This is a genomic window from Streptomyces sp. NPDC059499 (assembly GCF_042749285.1).
Lineage (GTDB): Bacteria > Actinomycetota > Actinomycetes > Streptomycetales > Streptomycetaceae > Streptomyces.
The window spans coordinates 69,890-85,853 of sequence record NZ_JBHYTT010000012.1 but is presented as its reverse complement, the minus strand read 5'-3'; the positions used below and the strand labels follow the sequence as shown (position 1 = coordinate 85,853).

Genomic DNA, 15,964 nt, shown 5'->3' with positions numbered 1-15,964 from the left:
GCGCCCGATGTATGCGACGCGCCGGGAACGACCACTGAGGCGGACTCGGAAGGTTCGGGCGACGGCGAGAATGAGCAGGTGATGTACGTACGTACGATGCTGAACCGGCTGCGGAACGCTGCACGTCAGGCGGTCCGTGAGGCCAGGCTGCCCGGCAGCCCGCCGCCCCGGCTGACCAGGCGTGCCTGGCAGTTCGACGTGCTGGTGGCACTGACGATCGGTATCGCCACCGTCTACTACGGCATCGACAACGCCGACAACGTCGTGGTGCGGGAGGTCGCACCCGGCGTGGAGCGCGTCGTGCCGCGCCCGAACGGCCTCGGCGGGATGGTCTTCATGGTGACCCTCGCGGCTGTCGCGTCGGGAGCCCTGTTGTTGCGCCGCCGCTTCCCGCTCGCCGTACTGTGCATCGTGACGGCCGCGACACTGGCGACACCGCAGAGCGTCCTGAGGCTGACTTTCTACGCGTTCGTCATCGCCGTCTACAGCGCCGCCGTGTACAGCCCGTACCGGGTGGCGACCCTGGCTGCGCTGCCGGTGTCGGTCGTCCTGGTCGGCACCTCGGGGAACTCGGTGACACCGATCGTCCCGAACGAGTACATCGCCCTGCTGATCCTGGTCCCCATGGCAGTGGCCGCCGTTGGCCTTCGTACCTGGAAACTCCGAACCGACGAGGGCCGCACCCGGCTCTCCGCCCTGGAACGCGCACAGGCCGAGGCGCTGCGCCGAGCCGTCGAGCACGAGCGGGCCAGGATCGCCCGCGAACTGCACGACGTCGTCACGCACAACGTCAGCGTGATGATCATCCAGGCGGGCGCAGCGCGCAAGATCATGGAGACCTCCCCCGATCAGGCCGGCGAAGCGTTGCTCGCCGTCGAGGCGGGCGGGCGGGCGGCCATGACCGAGCTGCGTCACGTCATGGGCCTGCTCACCATGGACAGCGAGGACGAGGGAACAGGCGGGGACGCGGACATCGCGGGTGTGGCGGTGGAGCTCGCCCCGCAACCCGGCCTGGACCAGTTGGAAACGCTGATCGGGCGGGTCCGGGACACCGGCCTGCGCGTCGACCTGACCGTGACCGGCCCGCCACGTCCCCTGCCGCCCGGCGTCGAACTCGCCGCCTACCGCGTGGTCCAGGAAGCCCTGACCAACACGGTGAAGCACGCGTCCGGCGCCATGGCCGCCGTGACCGTCGAATACCGCCCGGACCATCTACGGGTGGAGGTCACCGACACCGGTGGGCGCCCCGGCGCGGGCGCGACCACCGGGAACGGCCGGGGCCTCATCGGTCTGAGCGAGCGCCTCGCCGTCTACGACGGAACTCTGGACACCGGCCGGCGTCTGACCGGCGGGTACCGTGTCGAGGCCCTGATCCCCTTGGAGACACCGTGACCGAGCCGCTACGCGTACTCCTCGCCGACGACCAGACTCTGGTCCGCACCGGATTCCGGTTGATCCTCGGTGCCGACGGCATCGACGTCGTCGCCGAGGCGACCAACGGAGCCGAAGCGATCGAAGGGGTCCGCCGCACGCGTCCCGACGTGGTCCTGATGGACATCCGGATGCCCGAGATGGACGGCTTGGAGGCCACCCGCCGCATCCTCACCGGCGACCTCGACGCACCCCGCGTCATCATCCTGACCACCTTCGACCTCGACCGCTACGTCTACGCGGCGTTGTCCGCCGGAGCCAGCGGCTTCCTCCTCAAGGACGTCACCCCCGAGCAGCTGACCGCGGCCGTCCGCACGGTCCGGGCGGGGGACGCTCTCCTCGCTCCCGCCATCACCCGCCGCCTCGTGAAGCGGTTCACCCAGCGCGGGAGCGACGCCGCCACCCTCCACCGCAACCTCGCCTCGCTGACCCCGCGCGAGCTGGAAGTATTCGGCCTGCTGGCCCGAGGACTGAGCAATGCCGAACTCGCCGCCCACCTCCACCTGGCCGAAGCGACCGTCAAGACCCATGTCGCCCGCATCCTCGCCAAGCTCGGACTCCGTGATCGTGTCCAGGCCGTCATCGTCGCCTACGAGACGGGGCTGGTCAGCGCAGGTGGAGGCGAGAACGCCCAGTCCATCGAGTAGACGAAGACGCAGCCGCCGGCCGAACACGGTCAACCCTCACCTGCTGATCACCCAGAAGACCGCCATCCGCTGCGCGGACTCGGCGCACGCGCTTCTGGGAGAGACCGCCGAGCAGGCATCACAGTGACGAAATGCGCTCGCTCCGGCTCACCCTGTGACGAGATCATGGACAGATGCCGTCGACCGAATCAGCAGCCCGCGCGCTTCAGGACCATGCCGTTCTCTGGAGCATCGGCGAGGCCCGTGCCATTGACGTCGTCAACGCCGCCTGTCGTGCACTCGTTGCCGGTCTCGACGGTTCCGCCCTGCGGATCCTGGCCGCTTGCACACGCGCGGAGGCGGATTACGACGTCCCCGAGCTCCTTCCCCCAGCACTCGACGAACTGGGCCTCACCTTCCATCCGCCCGGCAGTGTTGGCGGCCAGGAAGCCGCCGCGCGAGCACTTGCCGCCCGGATGGTGGCCGGTCAGCTGACCCCACGAGAGTTGGCCTTCCGGATTCACCAGCGCTTCGGACACGAGTTGCCGTCGGCCGAACGGCTCGCTGAACTCGATGACGAGTACGACACCCTCGAATACAGCGATAGAACACCGGCGCAGGTCGACGCCGATGTCACGGCCGAAGCCCTCCGGCTCGCTCAGCATCCTCGTGTTCCGACCGAACCCACGGATGCACAGCCCTGAAGCACACCGTCGGACCCATGGGTTCGCGCTGAACAGTCCTCGTTTTCCTTGAACCCACGGGGCTGGCCGTGTGCTCCCGAAGCTGCCACGAAGTGACAAGTAGCTCCGTGCAGTCGTGGGAACTGGTTTGTCGTCGGTCCGGCGCCGGCACCCTTGCTGGCATCAAGGTCGTTCACGGCTGTTACGGTCCTGCCATGACTCGCCGTGACCGTGCCTTGGAGACTCTGCGTCAGCACTCTGAGCTGGCTGATCTCGCGGCGTTCCCGTTCGGCTTCGACCTCGACCGGGCCGAGCACGTCGAGGCGGTGCGGCTGGCATCCGGGACGGCTCTGCAGGCGGTGGCCGGCGATGACACCGGCGGCACCTACTTCCTGTGCTCGAACGGTGAAGTTCTCTATGCCGGCTCCGATGGCGAAGCCGGCCTGGTCGGCGACAGCGTGGACGAGGCACTCGAAGTACTGATCGGGCTACCCGGCTGGCGGGACTACACGGACCTCGACCTCCAGGCGGGCACGGCCGAGCTGACAGCTGTGATCGCCCGCACCGAGGAGACAATCCGTAACTCCTACGCCCCGCAACTCGATCACGACCGGAGCCGCCTCCTGGCCGGGCTCGGCCTGAGCCGTCTCCCACAGCTGGAACTGGTTCGGCGGCTGCACCAGTCGCTGCTTCGCACCGAGCCGGACTTCATGCTCCTCAACGCGGACGAGGGGTGCGCCTACACCCTGCTTGACCGGCTCCCACGCCCGCCGCTTTGGCGAACCGTCCTCGCACCGGGACAGGCAGACCTCCTCATGCTCCGCTCGGACCGCACCTGTTGGGACGAGGTTGTGGACGACCCGGGTCGTCGCGCAACCCTGCTGCGATCGGCCCAGTACGACCGTCGGACCACCGACCTTCCGCTCCTACGGACCTTGCTCCGTGCCGAGGCCCAGCTCGGCCACACCCAAGAGCTAACTCTGGCCGCGGTTTTGGTAGGTCTGCATGGGCACGTCCAGGACTACGAGCTGATGCAGTCACTCCGCATGGCCGACTCGGACGTCCACCACGCGCTGGGCGGCTTCCCCGAGGGGGCAGAAGGGTTGAGGGCCTGGGCGACCGCGTTCGACGTCTCCAACTACGGGCAGGACCCGACGGACGAGGATGCGCTCACCTGGGCCGATCTGGCCCGTCGCCAAGGTCGAACGGAGCTGGCTCGCAGCGTCCTGGTGCGACTTCTGGACGACGCGGGACCGCGCGACGCACCCCTCCTCGGACGCCTTGCCGGACAGCTCGCGACGCTCGGGGACTACACCCAGGCCGCACGTGCGCGGAAACTGCACGCCAGCCTCCAGGACGACCCGGAACAGCGTGGGGCCTTGACGCTCAGCCTCGCGGTGCTGCAACGACGGGCCGGCGATGTCGAAGCGGCCTGGCAATCGTTGCAGCGTGCCGTCGCGGTTCTCGACGGTCCTCCGCCGGAACCCCCTACCGACCAACTCGCGCTGGACCTCGACCTTGATGAGCAAGAGTGTCAGGCCGTTGCCTGGCGCAGCCTCCAGCTGGGGCAGATGGTCACCGAGGAGCATTTCCTTGTTGCGCGCGCCGCAGCGACGACGGGACTGGCCGCAACCGCCCGCACAGCGCTGGCGGCAGGCACCGCGGTAATGGGCACTCTCACTCGCCCGACCGACAATCTCCGCGGGCTGGCCCATGCGATGACAGAGGAGTCGGAGGGCTGGTAACAGCGATGCAGAGGGCTCGTGTTGCGCTGCCGGCGACTGCGACGGCGATCTTGACTCCGCATTCCCGAGCCGCCGATCGAACGCGTCCGCCGCACATGCAGGCGGACATCATGCGGTTCTCGGAGCGTTGCCGGTCTGGTCGGAGAAGTAAGTACCCTGACGCGGTGATGACCAGCACCCTCTTGTCGAGAGCCACGAGCGGCACTGTCGACCCGCCGCTGCTCCCTCTGCCGGATCGTGTGGCAGCACTGCTGTCGGAGCTGGGAAGCCCGCCGCGACTGGCAGCTCACCTGCGCGCCGTCCATGACGTCGCGCACCAGCTGGTCGACTGGCTGGAACAGCATTACCCAGCCGTGATTTTCGACCGAGAGGCGGTGCTTTTCGGGGCTGCCACGCACGACGTGGGAAAGACGGTGCACCTCGACGAACTTTCAGGGCCCGGATCGGCGCACGAGGAGGCTGGGCAGGCTCTACTGATCGGCCACGGCATCAGCCCGGAACTGGCGCGATTCGCCGCCACCCACGCGGCATGGGTGGATGCGCGGGGCGGCCTGGACGACCTGCTGGTCAGCCTCGCCGACAAGATCTGGAAGAACAAGCGTGTCCCGGACCTGGAAGATCTCGTCGTGGCCCGCCTGGCCCGAGCGACTGGACGAGCGGTGTGGGAGGAGTTCCTCGCGCTCGACGGAATCCTGGCTCGCATCGGCGACGCGGCCGACGAGCGTCTGGCGTTCCAGGCATCCTTCCCGATCCACAACTGAGGGCCCGAGGCTGCTGGGTCGCTTGCTCCGGGAGACCACCGCGGCCAGGACGGCGACGGCGCGGGGTCAGACGTCGAGTGAACTCGTCCGACTCGATCAGACCCGTGAGTACCTGGATCATGTTGCTGATGCCGGGATCGCTCGCGCTCCACCGCTGGGCTGCAAGCGGCACGTTCGGAGTAACTGATCGTTGCAGAATGGCTTGGCCAGACGGTTGTGCACTGCGACGATGCGACTTCGACTGGGCGGTTGAGAACGGGGCGAGTCGTGACGCAGTGGCAGCTCTTACAGGGGAACGTCTTGCTCGGTGAGCTCAGTGAGTACGGCTGTGACCAGCCGTTCTTCCTGGCGCGCTTCACTCCGGGGCCAGGATGGGAGAGCGTGCGGGCCTTGTTCGAGGCATGGGCGGCCTTCAGTGGCCCGGACCCAGACGGCTCGCGCATCGTCGCCGTGGTGAAGCCGCTGAGGGACCTGGAGCTCACCCTGGCACCGGTCGGCGGCGGGCAACCTTTGCTGCAGGTCTTCAAGAACTGCATGCTGTGCATCGACGGGTCGGAGGCCCGCCTCCGCCACTGACTCGGCGAGCGGTGATTCTGCTGGAGTCTTCGCAGGCAGATCACGCTGTAGGCCAGTTCGAGAAGGCCCTGATGGAGGTCGGCGCGTCGCTCGTAGAGGGTGCGGAGCCGTTTGAACTGGTGCAGCCAGGCGAAGGCGCGCTCGACCACCCAACGCACCTTGCCCAGCCCAGAGCCGTGGGCGACGCCGCGTCGGGCGATCACCGGCTTGATCCCGCGCTTCCACAGCAGGCGTACAGGCGTACAGGCGTTGGGGCTTGCGGCGTGGGTGCCCCCGCAGGCCCCGGATCGGTGGGACGGCGTCCAGCAGCTGCAGTAGCTGGGTGACGTCGTGACGGTTGCCGCCGACAAGCGGAACCCATTCGACGTGCCTGTAACCCCGGCGAGACGACTACCGGCCCCCCCCCCGCACCCACGGTCATTCCAGTCCTGGGTATCAGCTGCTGAGGTCGAACACGCCCCATGCGGTGAACGGCTCGGCCTGGACGTAGATCCTGCTTCCTCGGCCGACGACCCGCCGGCGGCCGGAGGCAGGGCCATCGGGCAGGGTGAGCAGGCTGATGTCCGTTGGCTCGACCGATGCTTCGGTGAGCTCTCCGTGGGCGAGTCGGTCTTGCTCCTCGCCGTAGCCTCCGTAGAAAGCCACCCGCTCGCCGTGGACCGCCACCGCACGGGCGCCCCGAATGCCGTTCGCCCACACCCTCACGGGCCGCTCGGGACGGTCGGGGCTTATCTCGACGAGTGGGAAGTCCGTGTATGGGCACGCCCAGGCGGTGGTGCCCGACACGTTCAGGGCGTAGCAGTCGAAGAGACCGGGGATGCGGGCGCTGTCTGATGTCCAGGTGAGCTGGCCCGTGGCGCTCCAGCGGCGGATTCCGGCGGGGTTCTCGTCGAAGTGCCCGACCCAGAACTGGCCGGCCTCGTCCACGAGCATGTGCTCGATGGCGTCCCCGACGGAGAAGGCCGAGGTTTCGCGGCCGAGCGCGTCGAAGACCTGGACCTGGGGCGAGTCCCCGTCCCTGCGGGCGCGAGACGCGGCGACGACGAACCCGCCGTCGGGCAGGCGGTCCAGGTGAGGCCAGCGGGCCCGCACGGCGCTCAGTTCGGTTAGTTCGACGCTGCCGTCCGGATGGACGGAGACGACCAGGGCGTCGAAGAGCGGCTTATCGCCGCCGGGCTGCGGAGCACGTTCGCCAAGCAGCCAGTGGGCGGCGCCGAAGGCGTCGACGGTACTGGTCAGGACGTGGCGGTTGTGGTGCGCTCGGGGGAGGTGGGCGTAGGGAATGAGGGCGGTCTTCTGCACGGGTGGGCTCTCCTGGGTGGTCGGTCACGGCCATCGGACGCTGCGGGGTGAGCGGCGGTCGGCGGCGCGCGAGCGGTGGAGAGGGGAGCGGGGTGCCTAGGCCGTATCTTTGGGATCTTGCCAGGGTGGCCCGTTGCGTGTTGTCAGGAATGCAACTTGCGCGGTTTGGCCCCGGCTGGTCCAGCTGAGGTACGGAGACCTTCGGCGGGCGGACCCCGCACGCAGCGGCGGACCGCACGGTTCGATTGGCCTCCGCGCGAGCTGAACAGACCCTCGTGGAGCGCGGCGTGGCGGGAAGCGTCCGCGAATGACCGGAGCAGCCCGGACACCCTCATCGCGGTCTCCGCCGCCTCGAACCGTTCGAAGGCGGACAAGGATCCCGCGGAGTGGCTGGCCTCGGACGGCTCTACCACTGCACCTACGCAGCGACCTGGGTGGGGATGACGCCGAGCGGCAGGCCTTCCTCGGGTTCGCCGAGGAATGCTCGACCACCACCGTGGTCTACGAGCCTGCCTCGTAAGCCGGATTCGCTGGATGCCCGCCAGATGCTGCAGCGCACGGTGCGTACCGCGGCCGCGCTCGCCGGGCACGAGTGGGACTTCCTGGACCGGTTGTGCGACGCGGGTCCTCGCGTACGGGAGCGCCGCCAAGGCGAGCGTGCTCTTCTCCGGTACGCGGTCGCCTCCCCGGCGACCGGGCCGACGCCGGTCCGATCGGGTGGTGGTGGCGGGGCGCGCGGGAGAGTCGGGTTGGGCGGATCGATTCGCCACCGGGGCCGGCTTCTAAGGTCGGGCCCGCACCATCCTTGATCATCTCTGGAAGGGATTCCCCTGTCATGAAGCTCCGCACCACCCTCGGCTCCGGTCTCGGCGCGCTCGCTCTGGTCCTGTCGATGGCCGGCTCGGCCCAGGCCGCCCAGGGCAACTTCACCTACAAGTACGTCGACGGCTTCGGCGTGGAGCGCCAGGCCACCCTCCACGACCCGCACAGCGGCAAGTGCATCAATCTCTACGCCGTCGGCGACGACGAGGAGCAGCCGGGCTACGGCCCGCACAACGACACCGACACCGCCGTGACCGTCTACCTCGGCGCGAACTGCCAGGGCCCCGACTGGCGGCTGAAGGCACACGGTCAGCCGGCCAAGGACACCCTGGAAGTCCGCTCGGTGCGCTTCGACGCCCCGCAGGCCAGGTAGGCGGGCTCGCTTTCGCCCGCATCGTGCCGGGTGGCGGACCGGCCGGACACACGGCCGGTCCGCCGAGCGACGGCGTTGCTTCTTGCTGCGGCTCGTCTTGCCTACATTCTTCCGCTCCCGGCAGGATTTCCGGTTCCGCCGGATTCGGCGAAGTCGCGCGGCGCGGCCCCGTTGGCGGGACCGTCGCGCAGCCTTCCCGCCACGTCAGATCGCCTCGTGGTCCACCCGCGGGTGCCCGCAGACCCGGATGATCGCACCTGAGCCGATGTCCCCTCCCGTGAAGTCCCGGTACTGGCTGAAGCAGAAGTCGGGGTCACCTTTGAATTCTGGACATCCGCAGGTTTGGATCGGCGTGTCATCGGATACCACCCCGGTGCAGAATTCCAAGGACCCGTGTGACGCGATACCCGGGTCGATTCCGGACCGGGCGAGCACGCCGGCGGCTACACCCCGTGCCTGACTGATCAGCCGCGCTGCCTCTCTGAGGGCTTTCACATGCTCGTCGCTGAGACGACCGTCGGGGCGATAGGACATCATGACTCCTGCCGATCGACACCGGGCTTGACGGGCCCCTTCTCGCGCCCGCCGCGCCCGTGGAGGTAGTTCGGGCTTCGCATGCGATGACGCTGCCCAGGTCACTGTTCGTCGACCCGCTCGCACATGGCGAGTCCGGGTTCGATTTCCGTGCACTCGAAAACCGGCTGAGTGCTGGCCACTGTCACAGGCTTGCCCGGTTCCTCTCCACGGCCCGCGGGGTAGTACGCGAGCGAGAAATGCCGGACTGCCTGCGGGTACTTCTCAAGTAGGCCGCGAAATTCCTCGATCAGTCCGCCGAACTCCTCCGGGACGGTGTCTCTGCTCCTGCGCTTTTCCGTCATGACCGCCTCCTAGGCCAGAGAATCGCTGGTGCCACCCCGAGGGAAGTCGTAGCCGTCGACGCCGACCAGCGCTCGAGTCCGTCACGCCGCCGCCCACCCATCAGCTTCAGTTTCGCGCAGGGAACGCGCATGCGCAGCGTGGGCCACGCTGAGGGGCAAAGCGGTCACCACCTCCTCGCCGTACAGGCGGTGACCGCCGTTGCCGCGTTCCGGCTCAGCCGGCAAGCCGCGCCACTCGTAGGAGCGCAGTGTCTGGACGTTCACCCCGGCTGCCTCGGCGGCTTGCCCGCTGCGCAGGTCCGCGCTCACCGCTGCTCCCCGCCGGCAGCGGTCCGTACGGCCAGAGCGTCCAGGACCGCCTCGTGCGCCTGGACCACAACAATGTCCAGCCGGATCAGGTCCTCGCCGGGGGTGGTGGCAGCAGCCACTCTCGCGCTCCACCAGGAGGTCACGGACCCGGTCCTCCATGCCCTCTCCTCCCACCAGGTCCAAGCGCAGGTGTAGCGGCTGGTCCTGGACAGCGAGGTCAGCCGCTCGGAGAACAGCGAATCCCACTCGGCGACCCGCAGGGGCCTCTCCGCGATGGGCAGCGTGCAGGGTTGCGGCACCCAGGCCAGATCGTTCATCGCGCCACTCCCGCTATTACGCCCCGCAGGTGGAGACACCTCCGACGGTAATCCTGTACCTGGGCAACCCGCTCCTGAGCGCACAACTGGCCAACTGAAGTGCTCACTGGCCAGGTAAGGCACTCGGTCACAAGTCATGTGACTGAGGGCGGTAGTTGGCGGATCTCGAAGGTAATAGTTGGCTGATCACGCCGTGATCAGCGCCCAGCAGAAACACGTTCCTGCAGGGTAGAGCGTCGGCTGTCGACTATCGCTGTCGTTGGCCACTCTGGACAGACAGATGCTCAGCGAAGGGCCGGGTGGGGCGCCAACGCTGAAACCTTCAGTGCAACAGCTCGTGATGACTAGCTTGCGGGTAGGGGCCGGTCGTCGATGACGTTCTTCATGACGAGGGTAGAGGTGAGGCGCTGGACCCCTGGCAGGCGTGCGAGCTGCTTGTCGTACAGCTCCTGGAACGCCGCCAGGTCAGCGGTCGCGACCCGTAGGAGGTAGTCGGGCTCGCCGAACAGGCGCTGCGCCTGAAGCACGTGCGGAACGGCTGTCACGGCCTCTTCGAAGGCCGTGACGGTGTCGGGGCTCTCCCAGCGCAGGGTGGCGAACACGAGCGCCTCGAAGTTCAGGCCGACGGCGGCTGGGTCGACCACGGCGCGATAGCCGCGGATCGCACCCTCGCGTTCAAGGTCGCGCAGCCGGCGGTGACAGGGAGAGACGCTGAGCTTCACTCGAGCGGCCAGCTCGGTGATGGTCAGGCGGCCGTCGATCTGCAGCTCGGCAAGAATCTTCCGGTCCAGGGTGTCCATGAGGGAGATTCTCCCTCACATTGCGCGATCGTGGGGTAAGGACGCAAACACCTTCGGGCTCATCTGACCTAGCCTTCCCTCCAGGGCAAGAAATGCGAGAGGGAACGATCGATGGATACGACAACACTGGCGGCCTTCCTGGCAGTGGACCTTCTCCTGGTGTTCACCCCCGGCGCGGACTGGGCCTACGCGATCTCCGCCGGACTGCGGGAACGCTCGGTTGTTCCGGCAGTCACAGGGCTGGTCGCCGGACACGGGGCCCATGCGCTGGTGGCCGTCGCGGGCCTCTCGGTGATCGTGGCGGGCTCACCGGCCGCGCTCACCGCCCTGACCGTGGCGGGCGCCGGCTACCTGCTGTGGCTGGGCTGGGGCGTTCTGAGGCAGCCGGCCGTACCGACAGTCGCTGCAGAGAGCGCGGACGCCTCCCGTGTGCAGGTGATGCTGAAGGGTGCCGGGATCAGCGGTCTGAACCCGAAGGCACTGCTGCTGTACTTCGCGCTGTTCCCGCAGTTCATGGACTCCGCCGACGGCTGGCCGGTCGCCGTGCAGACCGGGCTGCTCAGCATGCTGCACCTGACCGCGTGCGCCGGCGTCTACCTCGCCGTCGGCGTCATGGCTCGTACGGTCCTGAGAACCCGGCCCTCGGCCGCCCGGATCGTCACCCGCATCAGTGGTGCCATGATGATCGCCATCGGCGCCTTCCTGCTGGTGGAACGCCTGGCCGGCTGAGGGGCCCCTCCTGCTCCACCGCCACGGACCCGAAGGAGAGCGTGCACGTGGAAGACCAGACGCAGCAGGAACAGGCGAGCCCCGCAGTCCGGAAGCGCGTCCAAGACAGCTTCGACCGCCAGGGGCTCATGGCACACCTCGGCGCGCGCCTTGCCCACATCAGCCCCGGCCGCGTGCACATAGTGCTCCCGGCTTGTCCCGAGGTGACCCAGCAGCACGGATACGTCCACGCCGGCGCGACCAGCGCCATCGCGGACACCGCTGGCGGATACGCGGCTCTCACGCTGTTCGACGAGGCATCCGAGGTCCTCACCGTCGAGTACAAGATCAACCTCCTCGCGCCCGCCGCCGGCACCCATCTTGAAGCGATCGGTACCGTCCTGAAGCCCGGACGTACCCTGACCGTGTGTCAGTTGGAGGTGTACGGCGTCCAGGAAAGCGGCGAACGGCAACTCGTGGCCAACGGGCAGCAGACCCTCATCCGCGTGAACAGGCCTGCCGGGTGAGCATCAAAGTCTGACCCCCGCTCCGCGTCACTGAGCCAGGCCGCACTCGGCGCGCGGCCATGCTCCTCACCCGACGGGCCCGGTCTTCGGCTGCGGCGGCGATGGTCCTCAACCGGCTGCATGTCATGGCCAATCCGTTCGGCTCCCCACAGGACACGCGTGACACCCTCGCGTTCGCTGCGGCGCTTGGCATCCTGCCGGAGATCACCTCGGTCGGCCTGTTTGCGACGCCGTGGGCAAGCGGTCGGTCATCGTCCTCGATTGACCGGCCTGCCGTGCGAGCCGCCCCCTACAGTTCGTCGGCGTGGGCCCGTGCAAGCTCACGCCACTCGGCCCGCGGCAGGCCGGCACCGCCTTCCTCGACAGTGAGCACCTGGAGCGCGACATGGTCGGCTCCGGCGTCGAGGTACTCCCGTGTCCGGGCCCTCACACGCTCGGCGTCGCCGAGGGCGAACAGGGCGTCGAGGAGGCGGACGCTGCCGCCGTTGGCGAAGTCGATCTGCGTGAACCCCAGGCGCAGCAGGTTATCGGTGTAGTTGGGCAGCTGGAGGTACATGCCGAGCATGCTCCGCGCAGTGGTGCGGGCCCGGTCGAGATCTGTGTCGAGCACGACCGACAGCTCCGGAGCGAGCAGCGCATCGGGGCCGAGCGCTTCGCGTGCTTCCGCCGTGTGTTCGGTGGTGACGAGATAGGGGTGCGCGCCCAACGACCGGCCGGTCGCGAGCTTCAGCATCTTCGGGCCGAGCGCTGCCAGGACCCGACGTCCCGAATCCAGGGGCGGGGTGGCAGCATCCAGCGCATCGAGGTAGGCCACCATCGCGCTGTAAGGCTTCGCGTACTGCGGCACCATCGGGCCATGGCTGACGCCCAGACCAAGGACGAATCGCCCGCGCCCGCTCGCGTCGAGCGCCGCGATCCGCGCCGCCACCTCCTCGGCGGTGTGGTCCCAGATGCTCAGGATGCCGGTGGCCACCGTGACCGTGCGGGTGGCGGCGATGACAGCCGCAGCGTCCTCGGGGGAGGGACTGCCCCCGATCCAGAGGGCGCCGTACCTCAGCTCTTCGAGCTCGGCGACCGCCTCGGCGATCGCCCCCTTGCCTGCGTCTCCCCGTGCCCCGTGCAGGGCGCTGCTCCAGATGCCGACTCGTCCGAATGCCTCGCGCGTCACAGAAGTCATGGTGTGCTCAACAGCCATCCCTGCCCGCTATTCCCGGCTGCGCACGGATTCATCCGTATGGAAACGCCGCAGCGGTGCAGTCCCCGACAGCGCCTCACAGATGGCTCGACCAGCGGCCTCCGGCGGGGGAGGGGTGACGAGGGGGCGCGGTCGGGCGGGAGGGCGGCATGCGCTTACCGAGAGGGTCCTCACCGCCGACGAGGTCAACCCGGATGGGCGCGAAGCGCGCCGCCCAATCGCCCAGCGGGAGCGCAGGTGGCCACATGCATCGCTCAGTTGTCGCTGTGAGGTAGCGCCGACGTGAGCATGTTCGCCTTGCAGTGCCCGGAGTCGGGAAGGGTGCTGCATCGATTGAACGTGCGGGTCCGCGCTCTCCTCCGGTCAGAACGCAGCTACGCGTAGTGGTGACCTTGACCCGGCCAGAGGCGGGTGTCGTGCACGAGGCCGCCGGGTAGCGGGGCGCGGTCAACCACGTAGTCGCACGCGACAAACCCGATGACGTCGGCGATCATCCCCGGGAGACTTGTCGCCCATGGATGAGGTCAAAGTTGTCGTCGCCCATTCCGAGCGCGCGACGCTGCGTGTCGGCGATGTGTTCTTGAAGGTGGACGCCGATCAGGCGCGCATCGACGTCGAGGTCGAGGCCATGGCCCTGGCGCCGGTCCCGACCCCGGCGGTCCTGTGGCGCAATCCGCCCGTGCTCGCGATCGCCGCAGTCCCGGGGACGACGCTCGGGCGTCTCGGCGGGCCGTCGACCGGGTCGCCGGCGGGGTGGGCTGCGGCGGGTGCCGCCATCCGGAAGCTGCACGAAGCGCCCCTGCCGCACCTGCCGGGCCGGGCCGGCCGAAGCATCGTCGAGCTGGCGGCGGAACTCGACGACGAGTGCGAGTCACTTGTGACGCACGGCGTCCTGCCCGCCGACGTGGTCACCCGCAACCGCCAGGTCGCCGATGCCGCGCTCCGGCCGTGGACTCCGGCGTTCACGCACGGCGATCTGCAGATCGCGCACGTCTTCGTCGACGGCGACGAGGTGACAGGCATCATCGACTGGTCCGAGGCGGGTCAGGGTGACCCTTTGTACGACCTCGCCACCTTCACGCTCGGACACGAGGAGCACCTCGACGACGTCATCGCCGGCTATGGCACCGACGTCGACCTCGACGTGATCCACGCCTGGTGGTCGTTGCGAAGCCTGCTGGCGGTGCGCTGGCTGATCGAGCACGGCTTCGACCCCTTCGCGCCGGGCTGCGAGATCGACGTGCTGAGAGCCCGAATGTGAGCTGCGCGGGCCCGACTGCTCGGTGCGTCATGACGCACCGAGCAGGCCAACCACCGGGTCGATCGCCCACCCTTGCTCTCAGCAAGGTACGAAGAGCAGGCCGTCGCCAGCAGGCAATCACCGAGCCGAAAGCCCAGCTCCTGGGGCAGAAGTACCCACCGGACCCCGGTGTACGGCAGCCGCTCGATGAGCGCCCACAGCGACGACTGGCGCATCGTCATTCCCGGAGGTCTCCAGAAGCCTCCCTTGTCAGGAAGCGTCGGCCGGACCGCCCATGCGATTGGCGGCGGTGCCGAAGCTAGTTGGTTCCGGCGGTGAGTTCGCTGAAGAGCCTGTTCGCCGCGCCCGAGGTGAACTGGCGCTGCAGCTCGGCCCGGGCGACCTGCTTACGGAACTCTCCTTCGCCGCCGGTGAAGCCGGCGTTGTGCATGATGTCGGTGATCCACGTGGCGAAGGCCTGGTAGTTCCAGATGTGGGGCAGGCAGGTTTCCGAGTAGCTGTCGAGGAGCCTGGGATCGCCTTCCTTGACCTGGCGGATGACGGCGCGGGCGAAGACTTCGGTGTCATGGAGCGCCAGGTGGATGCCCTTGGCGCTCATCGGCGGGACGATGTGGGCAGCGTCTCCGAGGAGGTACAGCCTGCCGTAGCTCATCGGGTCGAACACCACGCTGCGCAGTGGCACGATGCGCTTGTCGAGGATCTCCCCGCTCGTCACGGGCGTTCCGAACCGGGCCTGCAGTTCGTTCCAGATGCGCTCGTCCGGCCACTGTTCGGGGGTGTCGGTGACCGAGCACTGGAGGTAGATGCGGCTGGTGCGCGGGCCACGGGGGATCATGCCGGCAAGGCCGAGGGAATGGATTGCCATGCCGGACGGCTTCGTCGGGACCGCAGCCAGGACACTGAGCCAGTTGTACCCGTACTCGTGGGAGTACTCAGTCAGGGCGGAGGCGGGGACGGTGCGGCGGCTCACCCCGCGGAACCCGTCGCAGCCGGCTACGAAGTCGCAGTAGATGATCTTGGCTGTACCGTCGGCGTCTCGGTAGCGAACGAGGGGGCGATCGCCGGTGACGTCCTCCAGGGAGACGTCGGCTGCTTCGTAGCGGAGGTCTCCGCCGTTGCGCAGGAAGAGCTCCGTGAGGTTGCGGACCAGGACCTGCTGGGGGCAGTAGAGGCTCTCGTTGTCGTCGTCGTCCACGTCGATCGGCATGGCTTCGCCGTCGATGTAGAAGCCGCCTTCGCTGTGGGGGATGGGCTCGCCCGCCAGAACCTCTTCGAGGCCCCACTCGCGGAACATACGCACCCCGAACGTGTCGATGGTTCCAGCGCGCTGCCGCTGCTCGACGTAGGCGCGGGGGTGCTTCTCCAGGACGATGCAGTCAATGCCGTTGCGCAGCAGGAAGTTGCCGAGCGTCAGGCCGGCGACGCCGGCTCCGACGATAGCGACAGACGTGGTTTCGCGTGTCTCGGTCATGGTGTGCGAGCCTCCGTGCTCAACGGGGTGGTCGAACACGTCGAGGCGTGAACGACAAAGCCGCCCGGGTGGTGCGGCGTACAGGCACCACTCTGAGACGCGGAAAACGGGCGGACCACCGGTGATCGAACAGCTGATACCGAAAAGCCGCCGACATCGGTGGACTGCCGAATCACTGC

General features: G+C 68.3%; 18 protein-coding genes and 1 pseudogene. 10 read left to right on the top strand and 9 right to left on the bottom strand.

Features of this window, described 5'->3' with window-relative positions:
• The first annotated feature begins 96 nt into the window (after nucleotides 1–96).
• From ACFW9O_RS25760 to ACFW9O_RS25735, 6 genes are all read left to right on the top strand, one after another.
• Nucleotides 97–1,392 carry a sensor histidine kinase gene (locus tag ACFW9O_RS25760; protein WP_384612697.1) on the top strand — a complete coding sequence of 432 codons (1,296 nt, stop codon included), beginning with the start codon at nucleotides 97–99 and terminating at the stop codon, nucleotides 1,390–1,392.
• Nucleotides 1,389–2,078, top strand: coding sequence for a response regulator (locus tag ACFW9O_RS25755; protein WP_384612476.1), 690 nt, complete (start codon nucleotides 1,389–1,391; stop codon nucleotides 2,076–2,078). Before ACFW9O_RS25760 ends, ACFW9O_RS25755 begins: the two co-directional genes overlap by 4 nt.
• A 173-nt stretch (nucleotides 2,079–2,251) precedes the next feature.
• A complete protein-coding gene (locus ACFW9O_RS25750) occupies nucleotides 2,252–2,761 on the top strand; it encodes a hypothetical protein (RefSeq protein ID WP_384612475.1) in 510 nt (169 codons plus the stop codon).
• 194 nt (nucleotides 2,762–2,955) lie between these two features.
• A complete protein-coding gene (locus tag ACFW9O_RS25745) occupies nucleotides 2,956–4,485 on the top strand; it encodes a tetratricopeptide repeat protein (protein WP_384612473.1) in 1,530 nt (509 codons plus the stop codon).
• Nucleotides 4,486–4,652: 167 nt separating this feature from the next.
• Complete coding sequence (locus ACFW9O_RS25740; RefSeq protein WP_384612695.1) at nucleotides 4,653–5,246, top strand: phosphohydrolase; 594 nt, start codon at nucleotides 4,653–4,655, stop codon at nucleotides 5,244–5,246.
• A 267-nt stretch (nucleotides 5,247–5,513) separates the two neighbouring features.
• Nucleotides 5,514–5,822 carry a hypothetical protein gene (locus ACFW9O_RS25735; RefSeq protein WP_384612471.1) on the top strand — a complete coding sequence of 103 codons (309 nt, stop codon included), beginning with the start codon at nucleotides 5,514–5,516 and terminating at the stop codon, nucleotides 5,820–5,822.
• A gap of 20 nt (nucleotides 5,823–5,842) precedes the next feature.
• On the opposite strand, the pseudogene ACFW9O_RS25730 reads toward ACFW9O_RS25735, so the two are convergent.
• Together ACFW9O_RS25730 and ACFW9O_RS25725 are read right to left on the bottom strand one after the other, a co-directional pair.
• Nucleotides 5,843–6,173: pseudogene (locus tag ACFW9O_RS25730) on the bottom strand (transposase); the annotation flags it as partial.
• An 84-nt stretch (nucleotides 6,174–6,257) separates the two neighbouring features.
• Complete coding sequence (locus ACFW9O_RS25725) at nucleotides 6,258–7,124, bottom strand: hypothetical protein (protein WP_384612469.1); 867 nt, start codon at nucleotides 7,122–7,124, stop codon at nucleotides 6,258–6,260.
• Between the two features lie 835 nt (nucleotides 7,125–7,959).
• Here ACFW9O_RS25725 and ACFW9O_RS25720 point away from each other — a divergent pair.
• Entirely contained in the window at nucleotides 7,960–8,319 is a 360-nt protein-coding gene (locus tag ACFW9O_RS25720; protein ID WP_384612468.1) for a hypothetical protein, read from the top strand.
• 204 nt (nucleotides 8,320–8,523) lie between these two features.
• Here the strand turns inward: ACFW9O_RS25720 and ACFW9O_RS25715 are convergent, their stop codons facing one another.
• The 5 genes from ACFW9O_RS25715 to ACFW9O_RS25695 all read right to left on the bottom strand — a co-directional run bounded on the left by ACFW9O_RS25715 (nucleotide 8,524) and on the right by ACFW9O_RS25695 (nucleotide 10,623).
• Nucleotides 8,524–8,856: a DUF6422 family protein gene (locus ACFW9O_RS25715; protein ID WP_384612467.1), complete on the bottom strand. Its 333-nt coding sequence runs from the start codon at nucleotides 8,854–8,856 to the stop codon at nucleotides 8,524–8,526.
• A 98-nt stretch (nucleotides 8,857–8,954) separates the two neighbouring features.
• Complete coding sequence (locus ACFW9O_RS25710; protein ID WP_384612466.1) at nucleotides 8,955–9,197, bottom strand: hypothetical protein; 243 nt, start codon at nucleotides 9,195–9,197, stop codon at nucleotides 8,955–8,957.
• A gap of 81 nt (nucleotides 9,198–9,278) precedes the next feature.
• A complete protein-coding gene (locus ACFW9O_RS25705) occupies nucleotides 9,279–9,506 on the bottom strand; it encodes a MerR family DNA-binding transcriptional regulator (protein ID WP_384612464.1) in 228 nt (75 codons plus the stop codon).
• Entirely contained in the window at nucleotides 9,503–9,823 is a 321-nt protein-coding gene (locus ACFW9O_RS25700; protein ID WP_384612462.1) for a hypothetical protein, read from the bottom strand. Before ACFW9O_RS25700 ends, ACFW9O_RS25705 begins: the two co-directional genes overlap by 4 nt.
• Before the next feature lie 344 nt (nucleotides 9,824–10,167).
• On the bottom strand, nucleotides 10,168–10,623 hold the full coding sequence (locus tag ACFW9O_RS25695) for an Lrp/AsnC family transcriptional regulator (protein WP_384612461.1): 456 nt from the start codon (nucleotides 10,621–10,623) through the stop codon (nucleotides 10,168–10,170).
• 111 nt (nucleotides 10,624–10,734) lie between these two features.
• Here ACFW9O_RS25695 and ACFW9O_RS25690 point away from each other — a divergent pair, with 111 nt between their 5' ends.
• A complete protein-coding gene (locus ACFW9O_RS25690) occupies nucleotides 10,735–11,352 on the top strand; it encodes a LysE family translocator (RefSeq protein ID WP_384612459.1) in 618 nt (205 codons plus the stop codon).
• 47 nt (nucleotides 11,353–11,399) lie between these two features.
• Nucleotides 11,400–11,858 (top strand): PaaI family thioesterase, encoded by a 459-nt coding sequence (locus ACFW9O_RS25685; protein ID WP_384612457.1) that lies wholly within the window; start codon nucleotides 11,400–11,402, stop codon nucleotides 11,856–11,858.
• A 289-nt stretch (nucleotides 11,859–12,147) separates the two neighbouring features.
• Here the strand turns inward: ACFW9O_RS25685 and ACFW9O_RS25680 are convergent, their stop codons facing one another.
• On the bottom strand, nucleotides 12,148–13,035 hold the full coding sequence (locus ACFW9O_RS25680; RefSeq protein ID WP_384612455.1) for an LLM class F420-dependent oxidoreductase: 888 nt from the start codon (nucleotides 13,033–13,035) through the stop codon (nucleotides 12,148–12,150).
• A gap of 532 nt (nucleotides 13,036–13,567) precedes the next feature.
• Here ACFW9O_RS25680 and ACFW9O_RS25675 point away from each other — a divergent pair.
• Nucleotides 13,568–14,314, top strand: coding sequence for a phosphotransferase family protein (locus ACFW9O_RS25675; RefSeq protein ID WP_384612453.1), 747 nt, complete (start codon nucleotides 13,568–13,570; stop codon nucleotides 14,312–14,314).
• A 298-nt stretch (nucleotides 14,315–14,612) separates the two neighbouring features.
• Here the strand turns inward: ACFW9O_RS25675 and ACFW9O_RS25670 are convergent, their stop codons facing one another.
• Complete coding sequence (locus tag ACFW9O_RS25670; protein ID WP_384612452.1) at nucleotides 14,613–15,785, bottom strand: 4-hydroxybenzoate 3-monooxygenase; 1,173 nt, start codon at nucleotides 15,783–15,785, stop codon at nucleotides 14,613–14,615.
• Nucleotides 15,786–15,964: the final 179 nt, after the last annotated feature.

What these genes read in the sequence shown, in the direction of transcription:
- ACFW9O_RS25760 (WP_384612697.1), top strand. Translation starts at nt 97, where the DNA reads ATGCTGAACCGGCTGCGGAACGCTGCACGTCAGGCGGTCCGTGAGGCC.
- ACFW9O_RS25750 (WP_384612475.1), top strand. Translation starts at nt 2,252, where the DNA reads ATGCCGTCGACCGAATCAGCAGCCCGCGCGCTTCAGGACCATGCCGTT.
- ACFW9O_RS25745 (WP_384612473.1), top strand. Translation starts at nt 2,956, where the DNA reads ATGACTCGCCGTGACCGTGCCTTGGAGACTCTGCGTCAGCACTCTGAG.
- ACFW9O_RS25740 (WP_384612695.1), top strand. Translation starts at nt 4,653, where the DNA reads ATGACCAGCACCCTCTTGTCGAGAGCCACGAGCGGCACTGTCGACCCG.
- ACFW9O_RS25720 (WP_384612468.1), top strand. Translation starts at nt 7,960, where the DNA reads ATGAAGCTCCGCACCACCCTCGGCTCCGGTCTCGGCGCGCTCGCTCTG.
- ACFW9O_RS25715 (WP_384612467.1), bottom strand. Translation starts at nt 8,856, where the DNA reads ATGATGTCCTATCGCCCCGACGGTCGTCTCAGCGACGAGCATGTGAAA.
- ACFW9O_RS25710 (WP_384612466.1), bottom strand. Translation starts at nt 9,197, where the DNA reads ATGACGGAAAAGCGCAGGAGCAGAGACACCGTCCCGGAGGAGTTCGGC.
- ACFW9O_RS25700 (WP_384612462.1), bottom strand. Translation starts at nt 9,823, where the DNA reads ATGAACGATCTGGCCTGGGTGCCGCAACCCTGCACGCTGCCCATCGCG.
- ACFW9O_RS25695 (WP_384612461.1), bottom strand. Translation starts at nt 10,623, where the DNA reads ATGGACACCCTGGACCGGAAGATTCTTGCCGAGCTGCAGATCGACGGC.
- ACFW9O_RS25690 (WP_384612459.1), top strand. Translation starts at nt 10,735, where the DNA reads ATGGATACGACAACACTGGCGGCCTTCCTGGCAGTGGACCTTCTCCTG.
- ACFW9O_RS25680 (WP_384612455.1), bottom strand. Translation starts at nt 13,035, where the DNA reads ATGACTTCTGTGACGCGCGAGGCATTCGGACGAGTCGGCATCTGGAGC.
- ACFW9O_RS25675 (WP_384612453.1), top strand. Translation starts at nt 13,568, where the DNA reads ATGGATGAGGTCAAAGTTGTCGTCGCCCATTCCGAGCGCGCGACGCTG.
- ACFW9O_RS25670 (WP_384612452.1), bottom strand. Translation starts at nt 15,785, where the DNA reads ATGACCGAGACACGCGAAACCACGTCTGTCGCTATCGTCGGAGCCGGC.